This is a genomic window from Leptospira interrogans, assembly GCF_900156205.1.
Classification (GTDB): Bacteria; Spirochaetota; Leptospiria; order Leptospirales; family Leptospiraceae; genus Leptospira; species Leptospira interrogans.
The window spans coordinates 232,318-242,548 of sequence record NZ_FTNA01000005.1 but is presented as its reverse complement, the minus strand read 5'-3'; the positions used below and the strand labels follow the sequence as shown (position 1 = coordinate 242,548).

Below are 10,231 nucleotides of genomic sequence, written 5' to 3'. Positions count from 1 at the left end.
CGGCAAACTTTTTTAGGATAGTAACTTCCTCTTTCAGTTTCAGATTTTCCTTCCGAAGCTTTTTCAGTTCTTCACTTTCTTTTAACTGTTTATCCGTAAGTGGAAGCTGATCTTCTGATTTTTTCAAGTATTCTCCCCTCCATTGTCGTAACACAAAATAGCTGATTCCAAGTGACCCTGCTACTTCTTTTATCGTAAACGAACCAGAAAGTGTTCGCTTGACTGCTTGTTCTTTAAACTCCGGAGAGTATTTTCCTTTCTTATTCATATTCACCTTTACCTCATTCGCTGAGTAAAAGGTGTCCGTTTTTACGTAACTAGGTTATCCGTATAGATCGTTTAAATGAGAAACTAATAAATCACTCTCTTTACCTGTACGAATGAATTTAACACCTTCATAACAAACATTCTGTTTTATAAGCTCCATATTGGAGTCAAATCCGCGATCAATGTTCTTGGTCATCATCACTTTAAACCCAACAATATCATCTTTGAATTTTGCTTTGAGATTAAAGTTGAAGTTATCCGAATCTTCCTTGAGATTCTCAATTTTAAAAGTCAAATCGACAAATTCATCCTCTTCTCGATTAGAAAGAAGATCTGGATATTTTTTATTTAAGAACAAAATATATTCTCCTAAAATATTTGAGTTACATTGAGTTTATGCAATTACGCTTAACGGAGCGAGGAGACGAAGTTAGTTGTAGTGGCGATTGGATTTACTACTGTGTCCAATTTTCTATTTTTAAAGCCTTAATTCTTTTAAATTCTTTTGTATTATTAGTAACAAAGATATAATTATTAGCAATTGCTTGAGCGGCAAGTAACATGTCTATTGAACCGATTACATTACCTTTCCTCTCCAAATCCGCTCTGATGATACCGTAAGACTCTGCATCTTTATCAGAAAAGGAAAGTATATTGAAAATCGTTAAAAATTCGATTAGTGCAACTTTATTCTTTTCTTTAAATTCGCTTTTCTGAATTCCAAACTCAAGTTCCGCAACAGTTAAAGACGAAACAAATAGATCTTTATTTAATTTTTTCTTAAGATTTTCTAACAGAGTCGCATTTTTCTTTTTAATTAGAAAAATACAAATATTGGTATCCAAAAGATACATTAAAGTTTTTCTCTTTTATCAGATTTCGGTTGTTCTCTCCCCTCCTTAAAGAAATCATCTGAAAACCCGTTCAATCCTTCTAAAAATACGTTCCAGGCCTTGTTTTTCGGAACCAATATTACCGCCTCTCCAACTTTTTGGATAAGAACATCATCTCCGGTAAATTGAAATTCTTTTGGTAATCTGACCGCTTGACTTCTTCCATTTATAAATAATTTGGCTGTTTGCATTAGTTATCTCCGAAATTAGTATATATCATGATATATATCTGTCAAGAGATTCTTTTTGAAATTTATCTATATTATAGTTAATTTTTCGCCATTTCAGCTAACGAAATAGGCTTCTCGACGTTTGCGGTCCTGGAGCGCGCTAAACGTGCGGAAGGATTGGAACGAGGTTTGAGCGAACCTTAGTGAGCGTCCCGCAAACCGAGTGACAAAGCAAATGTGCCGAAGGCCAAGCGAGAGTTGCGGAGCGATCTCGAAGCGCCGCGAGAAGCCGCAGTTAGGCGAAGTGAAGCATTAAAAAGGGAGAATAGGCATTTTTTTGATTAATTCAAACACGACACTACCTGTAGCACTTTGCAAAATAGCTTTTATATTTTCCCATGCAATTTTCAAATATTTACTTTTTTTTGTTTCTTCCGTACCTAATAGAACTTCAACTTCTTTTATTTCTTCCCGCAACTTACTTTGATCACTAACAGGAATTGACAGTTGGTCGATTTTACCACTAAGTTCCTTTAGCCAGTCTAAAACAATTGAATCAGCATTAATGATAGTCTGCTGAGAATTAGAGGTCCCTATTTGTACTCCGGAATTAGTAATTGTAGAATTAATAAAGGTAATATTGTAGGCAGGAAAATCCCCTATGTCAGTGTTTGGGTTTTGTTTAACATTTTCAATTTTTTCAACACCCGCTAAAGTTAAAGAAACCATTCCTCCAAGTGCCATTGATTTAATATAATTTTTTTCAATTAAGTAGTCATGAGTAATTCGCATTAGATCTTGATCTATATTCAATTTTTCATTAACCTTCCATATGTCCGTCATCGATGAAGAGAGCCCCCAAGGACATCATAAAGCCCATTGAGTAACTTTAATCTCGCTTCCTTTCTCTCTTCAAGTGAATAATTTTTCATCGATCTTCCTTCAAAATACAATTCTGGGCATAACCTAAGCAAAAGTTCATCTTTAACAATAAAACTTGTCCCATCGACTGTAACAATCCATTCTTTTTTAGCATATTCAGTTAAGATTTTACCAATCTCACCAGAATTGCCTACGTATCTCCCGGTCACATTTGTTAAAAGTATATGCTTGTTCCCTTGCCGAATCAGGGTTGCTAAAATTTTTTGGACTTGTTCTTCAGGAATCATTAATACTCCATTTCGCCTAACGAAAGAGTCTCCTAGACGTTTGCGGTCCTGAAGCGCGCGGAAGAATTGGCACGAGGTTCGAGTGAGCCTTAGTGAACGTCTCGCGAACCGAAGTGGCAAAGCAATGTGCGGAGCCGGAGTGAGGGTCGCATGAGCGATCCCGAACGAAACGAGGAGACGGCGTTGTTGATTCAAACCGACATTAGGTTTCACCACCGACCGAGATAATTAAATTAGTATCAATTAAGCGAATATCGTAATATTCTTCAATTCCCGTCGTATCATCCTTTATCTCAACGACAAACGATTCTGAATTTTTATCTTTAATAAATTTCACCTTTTTTAATTTCGGATAAATTGTTAAAAGCAGTAGCTTGCCATCATTTATCGTTGCGTTTGGAATTGATATTCTAGTATATCCGCCACCAAGATAAACTGTAGTAAATAACTTAATACCTTTCTCATAATGAATTTCATACACCTTGGTTTCTGAATTATCTACATTTGGAGAACTTTGAATTGGACCTTTAATTTTTTTATAATTCTTTTCAAAATAATGAGATATATCATCTAATTTCGAATCTGGGGGAATTAATGTCGATATAAATCCATCAAATATAAATCCAATATTTTCGGAGAATTTAACAAATCTATAATATCCGTTTAAACTTTCTACTTCTAATTTTTCTCCAACTGGTCCATCCGATGAAACCAAGACTTTGCTACCGTATGGAATAGTAAGAATTGGCTCTGAATTCAATTCGGGTTTTTTCCTTAATATTAGCCCCGATTTGGCAAAGACATACTTAATCGTCGTATCTGATTTACTTTTTGGCAGTGAACTACAGAAAAGCATTACCAATAAAGGTAAAATTGGAATTATCTTAATCATTATTTTTCATAATATATTTTAAATCCAGATTTAGAAAACTAATTAAATTAAACAATGCCGCATAGAAAGAGTCTCCTCGACGTTTGCGGTTCTGAAACTCGCCTAAGCGAAGCGCGTGGAAGAATTGGCGCGAGGTTCGAGCGAGCCTTAGCGAGCGACTCGCGAACCGAGTGACAAAGCAAATGTGCGAAGCCGGAGTGAAGGTCGCATTAGCGATCCCGAACGGAACGAGGAGACGAAGTTAGCCGACGTTTTCGATTATTCCAAATTAATTAAGAAAAATACAAGCCCTTCAATTACGAATTTAATTTTCTCGAATTGTAAGGTGTCAATCGTATCTGATCTTTTATGATAATTTTTATTTCTTAAGAATGCAGTGTCAGTAATCATTATTGCGTTGAAACCAAACTTCCAGTAATTCAAATGATCAGAAAAATCTATTCCCGGTATCGAAATGTCAGTTGAAAAATATTCAAAAGTAATATTGTTTTCTTTTTCAAAACTGGCCGCAATTTCTTCTAAGATCTTTTCTTCTTTCGATTTTCCTATGCCAGCAATAAAATTGCCTTTCGATGGATATTTTAAACTCATCAGAAAGTTAGGATAACTCTGTGAATCTCTCTCATCACTGAAGTAACCTATCATTTCTAAGCTGATCATGAATTTCACTTTTTCTTTTTTATCAGATAAAGATTTTGCATGAACGTAGCTTCCCATATTCTCTGTTCTGAAATATGGCGGCTCTTCCAGAGTAAAAGCTACTAATTCAAAGTTGTATTTTAATCGACTTTCATTCTTTTTTAGAATTCGAGCGATTTCTAATAAACCAGCAACACCAGAGGCATTGTCATCGGCACCTTGCTGTTTGCCAGCAACATCATAGTGAGCTCCAATGATTATTTTTTCCGAATTTTGAGGACCTATTGACGCAATTATATTATGATATTCAGTATCTTTAACTTTGTAAGTTTGCTTTTTCGTTTTTATTTTATTCAAAGCAAATTGACTTTCGATATATTGTATTGATCTCCGTAGATTTTTTTCTGAATAAAAATTACGAAAATCGCCGCAGTTAATTATGTTTTCGATGTGATTTTCAATTGTTTCAACTTTAGAATCCAGATTTTCGGAGTAACTCGGAAGAGAAATTATTAAAAGTAATAGTGTATAAATGTGTTTCATATTTTTGTCCGAAAATGTCGCCTAACGAAAGAGTCTCCTCGACGTTTGCGGTTCTGGAGCGCGCGGAAGAATTGGCACGAGGTTTGAGGCGCCTTAGCGAACGTCCCGCGAACCGAGTGACAAAGCAAATGTGGTGAAACCCGGAGTGAGGGTCGCATGAGCGATCCCTAACGGAGCGAGGAGACGAAGTTATGTGCAGTAGAGCCTCAAGTATAAGACAATATTAACTTTACTTCACCTTCAATTTTAAAATCGTCTTTATCAGGATTAATTGTAATTGGATCAAACTCATCATTTAACGAAAGAAGTAAAATTCCTGTTTCTGATTTTCGAAGTTGCTTTATTAGGACTTTTCCATTTTGGACACAAACAATAAGTGCTTTATCATTTGCATCACTCGCCTTTTTTGCAATCACCAAGTCCCCATCTTTAATTCGTGGAATCATTGAATTGCCTCGTGCTTTCACAATGAAACCATCTGATGAAGAAAAAGGTAACATCTTACGTGATAAAGGAATTCGTTCTACCGGGTCGCCATCCAAAATTGTGCCATTAGGTCCACATTGTGCCTCGCCATATCTATTGAGATAAACAATGTTGCTCTCTTCTGGATCAGATACGATCTCATAGTCTTTTGGATTATTCGGGTTACGTTTTAAATACCCTTTATTTTCTAACTGTTCAATGTGATGATAAACAAGATTAGGATATTTTAAGTCGAGAGCTTCCATCAGTTCTCTGATAGTTCTAGGCTCATCTTTCCATCTCTTCAATAATTCAAGAAGCTTCTTTTGAGTAGGATGTAGTTCATTTCTTCTGGATCGTTGCCTATTCATACTACTAAGTACATGATTAGGAAAATTAACTTAAAAAGCAAGAAAAAAATCAACTCGCATCTTGACATTTAAACTTTGTACAAGTATAATTACAATTAAAGCAATGGGACATATTCCCAAAGGAGACATGAATGTCTAAGAACATTAAAGTTACCAAAGAATCGAATACAGGGCTCAATAAAGAATTCTACGATCCTTCCAGAGGAAAGTCAATGACTCGAGGTGAGTTTGTAGAAGAAATAAAGAATGGTAAATACCCAGATTATCATGTTTTGGATCTCGAAGGAAAAAAAATCCCGAGATCGAATCCGGATAATAGTAAGCGAAATAACCTTGGATAAAATGAAGCCTTATCATTCCATCTTAGGAAATAGGGCTTTTATCTCTTTTTACGAACGATCATCTCGCTCTATTGCAGCTAACGACAAGTGATTGTCGACGTTCGCGGTTCTGGAGCGTGCCTATGCACGCGAAAGAATTGGCGAGAGGCTTGAGCGACCTTAGTCGCGTCTTGCAAGCCGAGTGACAAAGCGAATGTGGCGAAGCCCAAGCAAGGGTCGCATTAGCGATTCCGAACGAAGCGAGGAGACGAAGTTAGACGACGTGCTCAGTTATATAGAAATCCCTGACTTACGTAGAACGTCAGAAACTTGGCCTGTTCCTAATTTAATTTTTTTGGCAATATTATTAGCTTTCTTTTGAGTAGTCTTATTTCCAAACGCTTTGAAAATAATCTTGGTAAGATCTTGCTCAGATATTTGGGCAATATCACTAAATCTATGTAGTTCACGCTTTGATAATTCTGAATATAGCTTATTTTTCTTTTCTTCAAATATTTTTTTCTGATCCGGATTTAAGTCAACAAACGCAGACCAATCAACTAACTGGAAAAAATCTTTCGCACGAATAATGGTAACTAAATCTTTTGCTAACTTGGCCGTTCGCTGTTTATCTTGCTTTCCAATAAATATGGAAATAAAATCTCTGTTAAATTTTCTATTTTTAGTTTCATACTCCATTGAATCTCTTTCAACTACAAAGGCTACATATTTATACGAAAATTCACCCGCTAACGATCTTATGGATTTATCTAAACTGGAAAGAAACGTTTCTCTTTCTTTTAAAACTTTTGGAATAATATTCTTATCTATCCAATCCTTTATTTTGAGTTCGTTAAAGTTCTTCAAATTTTCCAATGGAATAAAATGAATATTCATTCTTTCAAACGGTTTTATTGATCCGGGTAAATCTGATAAAACCTTTGAAAAAGGAAGTTGAGGTTTAGGTTCAGGCAATTGATTAAATACGTCTGATAAACCTTCTGAACTTTTTGTGACGCAGAGGAATCTACCTTTCATTTTCAGGTATTTCAGAACTTTTTCTTGATATGCGTAAGAATGTTCGAGAAAATTAACTATTACTTTTTTTAGATCCGATAACTCGGCTCCTTTCAATTTTTCGATATTCTCTAATTCACTTCGTAAACCAATATTTTCTATGTTTAGTAATTGGTTTTTGAGAGCAATAGAGACAACGTCCCATGCCGCTGCGAGCAATAAATTTAAGAAACCAATAACTAGAGTAGCTATAATTTGAACTATTAGATTCCAAGACTTAAAAAGTTCAGGATAAATAGAAACGTAAAATAGATATGTAGAAACCAAAAGAGAAAGTAAAATTCTTAGCCAACGGTCTTTGAGTTCTTCTAAAATCTTATTCATGAATTAAATCTCTGAGCATGGCGTATAACGAAAGAGGCTCCTCGACTTGTGCCCGCGAACGCCTTAGCGCGAAGGGTTGACACGAGGTTCGAGCGTCCTTAGATGCGTCCGCGAACCGAAGTGACAAAGCAAATGTGCGGAGCCGGAGTGAGGGTTACAATAGCAATCCCGAACGGAGCGAGGAGACGAAGTTAGCCGACGTTTTTGGTTCAGCGCTTCATTTCAATAAATCTTTTATGTTATTTTTACCTTTAGTAAATTTTAATCCATTGTCGGTTTTGGCGTAGTTAAAAACATCAAGGATACTTAATATTTCAATAAAGCAAATAAAGAACCCCATTCCAGTACCAAGTTTAAGAGTATCCACTAAGGCATTATCCACAACAATATTGCTCATTACTGCTTCGATTTCGTCAATAGAAGTTTCTGCATTATTCGAGAACTTCTCTATTTCTATCAGTGTATTTTTTACATTGAATTTTTCACTAAAATGCATCAATTTGCTAATTATATTTTTATAATCCTTCGAATTAACGACCATATCTTCACTATTATATTTAATAATGTCTTTGAAAGAATCGCTAATAGCTTTTCTCGTCACATCATCAATATCTTTCTTAACACCAGAAAATTTATTCTCAAGTTCTAGATTTAAATTCTCCGAAGCTTTTTGAACAAAATTCATCGTTTCATTTATTTTAAAAGATATATCTGTTAAATTCTTTGAAGAATTATTAATCTGCTCGATTGTTGAACTTGAATGAAAATTTTGAAAAAAGGTATATATAATAGCAAGAATAGATAAGATTATTGATACAACAGAAGACAAAAAACCCATTGCTTCAAATATTTTTGGATTTTGATAAAAGTCTTTTGTAAATAAAAGGATATTTAGAGTGCTCGTAAAGATGATTAAATATACTAGATCTTTTTTTTGAATTATTTGTTTCATTCGTTTATATATCCTTTCAAAAATGGCGCATAACGAAATAGGCTTCTCGACGTTTGCGGTCCTGAAGCGCGTCTAAACGCGCGAAAGGATTGGAACGAGGCTTGAGTGAGCCTTAGCGAACGATCACAAGCCGAGTGACAAAGCAAATGTGCCGGAGGCCAAGCGAGAGTTGCGAAGCAATCTCGAAGCGCAGCGAGAAGCCGCAGTTAGGCGATGGCCGGAAACCAACTAACAGAACGATTATAGATAATTTCTTTCTTTATCATATTGATACAATATTTTGTCTATTATTTCAAAAGGAATGTCATGATGTTTTGCAATTTTTAAACAATCTTTTATGTAAGAAATATAAACCACGATATCTTCTTTATATTTATTTTCTTTATAAATAGTTCGGTATGCACGCCGGTCAATAATCGGGAAACACTTAGGATTGAAAAAATGTAACACAGAACTATCCATGGCTAAACGAAACCCTTTCTGCTTTGTTAATTTTGAAATAAAATTATGAGTTTCGGTAGAAGCAATAACTTCCTCAGGAGATTTAAGACTAGAAATAAAACCGTAGAGAAAATCAATATCTTCCTCAAAAATTTCAATTTCTCTATCTAATTTCCAAAGTACAATCCCCTTTATCAAATTTTGATCTTTATCAATTGAACGATGCACCAATAACCTTTGTTCGTTAATTTGACCTTTTAATTCTTCATCAGAACTATATTCATAATTATCGTAAATTTTTTTCCAGTTAGAAAGTTTTTGATTCATGTGAATATTTATCCGGCTGTCGCCTAACCCAAACTCGCCGCGTGTAAACTAAAAATCGCTTACGCGAATGTTGTCAAGTGCACTGGCGCGTTTCCGGTTTGAGAGACCAAAGATCTAGGGGGCTGGCAACTTGGGACAAACGAACATTGCTGACACGCGTATCAATCTCCGTAGTCTTACGCTTTTGTGACCGAGTAGAAATTGAATGTGTTTGATGTTTGTGCCGGCCTCTAAGAGATCATAACCTTACCCACAAGTTATTGGATCTCAAGATCTATCGTCGGAATTACGACAGAATTCTCTGTAAAACTTAGTTCCCGCCCTTATTTTTGGGTGGGGAGGAGGTGGAAAATTTTTCTTTATCAGAAAATCATACTTTCTGCAAGTAAAACATCTCATTCTTGTCGGAACACTTGAAAAATATACGTTTTTGATCCCACAACGCGACCCATAGGAGAGCGTTGTGTTGAGTTCAATTTTGATTCCAAAATCCTTCGCAACTTGTGGGTAAGGTTATGCTAAGAGATGAGTCGCAAAGGCGTGACGAAGACTGTGAATACTCACGTGTTTTTTAATTTCCGCCTTTTCTTTCGGCGGAACGAACGTGCAGATGTTTCGAAGGATCTTGATCCGGAAAAATCCAATCTTCATAAGGGGACGAAGCGCGAAACTCTTTCCAAAGAACGTAGCAAGATTGAGAAAACATCGTGAAACGATCTTTCTTACCCTTACTTACGTTGTTTTAGAATTTTCTAATTTTTAAAACTTCTTTAGAAGATCGTCGAAAAAGGAAAAAATCCAATGCCTCTTTGCAGGATCCCATTTCACTTTGGGAAGATAGCGAATAAACGCATACGCTTCGGGATCGTAAGAACGCCGAACCAATAAGAATCTTCCTCTTTTTTCTAAGTCGAACTACATGGGGAAGAGAATCAAGAAATTATAATTAAATGTATAGTAATTTTTTAAAATAGGAAAATTGAATGAACCTATAGCTTCGCCGGGTGAGTCCCAGGAGTTTGGAAAAAATAAAATTATATAGTATATACGTCAAGAATATTTGACACAAAGATTCTAAATTCAATTTATTCATATATTCAATAAATACATTCTTGTTCAAGGCGAATTCAATTCACAAATATCTAATACTAAATTTTTCTTTCCTTTGTGACTATACTACTCATAACTATATAATAAAGTACTTAATATTTTGCATGGAATCAGTGTTTTGTGATAAAATCAACGGTACTCAATTTTATAGAGATCAGTAAGTCCTTCGTCTTATCAAAGGTCATTTGGTCTTTAAGCAGTATAAGAAGTTATTCATTATGGGTAATTGTAATCGCCTGACCGAGATAGTATCTTCTCAAAATTTGGAGGA

14 protein-coding genes are annotated in these 10,231 nt (G+C 35.3%); 1 reads left to right on the top strand and 13 read right to left on the bottom strand.

Features of this window, described 5'->3' with window-relative positions:
- The 9 genes from BW942_RS06665 to lexA2 all read right to left on the bottom strand — a co-directional run.
- On the bottom strand, positions 1–268 hold a 268-nt coding region (locus tag BW942_RS06665), incomplete at its 3' end, for a transposase (RefSeq protein WP_139325925.1).
- A gap of 54 nt (positions 269–322) precedes the next feature.
- Complete coding sequence (locus BW942_RS06660; protein WP_000479559.1) at positions 323–625, bottom strand: hypothetical protein; 303 nt, start codon at positions 623–625, stop codon at positions 323–325.
- A gap of 97 nt (positions 626–722) precedes the next feature.
- Positions 723–1,121: a type II toxin-antitoxin system tRNA(fMet)-specific endonuclease VapC gene (gene vapC, locus BW942_RS06655; protein WP_000281042.1), complete on the bottom strand. Its 399-nt coding sequence runs from the start codon at positions 1,119–1,121 to the stop codon at positions 723–725.
- Positions 1,121–1,351: a type II toxin-antitoxin system antitoxin VapB gene (gene vapB / locus BW942_RS06650; protein ID WP_001192484.1), complete on the bottom strand. Its 231-nt coding sequence runs from the start codon at positions 1,349–1,351 to the stop codon at positions 1,121–1,123. The genes vapC and vapB overlap by 1 nt, the downstream gene beginning before the upstream one ends.
- A gap of 291 nt (positions 1,352–1,642) precedes the next feature.
- Positions 1,643–2,173 (bottom strand): hypothetical protein, encoded by a 531-nt coding sequence (locus tag BW942_RS06645; protein WP_000129981.1) that lies wholly within the window; start codon positions 2,171–2,173, stop codon positions 1,643–1,645.
- The gene (locus BW942_RS06640; RefSeq protein WP_000611884.1) at positions 2,170–2,499 is read right to left on the bottom strand and encodes a hypothetical protein; all 330 of its coding nucleotides are present in this window, start codon (positions 2,497–2,499) and stop codon (positions 2,170–2,172) included. Before BW942_RS06640 ends, BW942_RS06645 begins: the two co-directional genes overlap by 4 nt.
- A 202-nt stretch (positions 2,500–2,701) precedes the next feature.
- Positions 2,702–3,391 carry an SH3 domain-containing protein gene (locus tag BW942_RS06635; protein WP_000590460.1) on the bottom strand — a complete coding sequence of 230 codons (690 nt, stop codon included), beginning with the start codon at positions 3,389–3,391 and terminating at the stop codon, positions 2,702–2,704.
- 258 nt (positions 3,392–3,649) lie between these two features.
- A complete protein-coding gene (locus BW942_RS06630; protein ID WP_000680714.1) occupies positions 3,650–4,573 on the bottom strand; it encodes a M28 family peptidase in 924 nt (307 codons plus the stop codon).
- Positions 4,574–4,779: 206 nt separating this feature from the next.
- Complete coding sequence (gene lexA2 / locus BW942_RS06625) at positions 4,780–5,409, bottom strand: SOS-response transcriptional repressor LexA2 (protein WP_001081629.1); 630 nt, start codon at positions 5,407–5,409, stop codon at positions 4,780–4,782.
- 131 nt (positions 5,410–5,540) lie between these two features.
- Between lexA2 and BW942_RS06620 the strand changes: the two genes are divergently transcribed.
- Positions 5,541–5,750 carry a hypothetical protein gene (locus tag BW942_RS06620; RefSeq protein ID WP_000041838.1) on the top strand — a complete coding sequence of 70 codons (210 nt, stop codon included), beginning with the start codon at positions 5,541–5,543 and terminating at the stop codon, positions 5,748–5,750.
- Between the two features lie 270 nt (positions 5,751–6,020).
- Here BW942_RS06620 and BW942_RS06615 read toward each other — a convergent pair whose 3' ends face one another.
- From BW942_RS06615 to BW942_RS21950, 4 genes are all read right to left on the bottom strand, one after another.
- Positions 6,021–7,130 carry a hypothetical protein gene (locus BW942_RS06615; protein ID WP_001033647.1) on the bottom strand — a complete coding sequence of 370 codons (1,110 nt, stop codon included), beginning with the start codon at positions 7,128–7,130 and terminating at the stop codon, positions 6,021–6,023.
- Positions 7,131–7,347: 217 nt separating this feature from the next.
- Positions 7,348–8,082, bottom strand: coding sequence for a hypothetical protein (locus tag BW942_RS06610; protein WP_000809425.1), 735 nt, complete (start codon positions 8,080–8,082; stop codon positions 7,348–7,350).
- Positions 8,083–8,322: 240 nt separating this feature from the next.
- Positions 8,323–8,850 carry a hypothetical protein gene (locus BW942_RS06605; protein WP_001072176.1) on the bottom strand — a complete coding sequence of 176 codons (528 nt, stop codon included), beginning with the start codon at positions 8,848–8,850 and terminating at the stop codon, positions 8,323–8,325.
- Between the two features lie 571 nt (positions 8,851–9,421).
- A complete protein-coding gene (locus BW942_RS21950; RefSeq protein WP_002145321.1) occupies positions 9,422–9,556 on the bottom strand; it encodes a hypothetical protein in 135 nt (44 codons plus the stop codon).
- Positions 9,557–10,231: the final 675 nt, after the last annotated feature.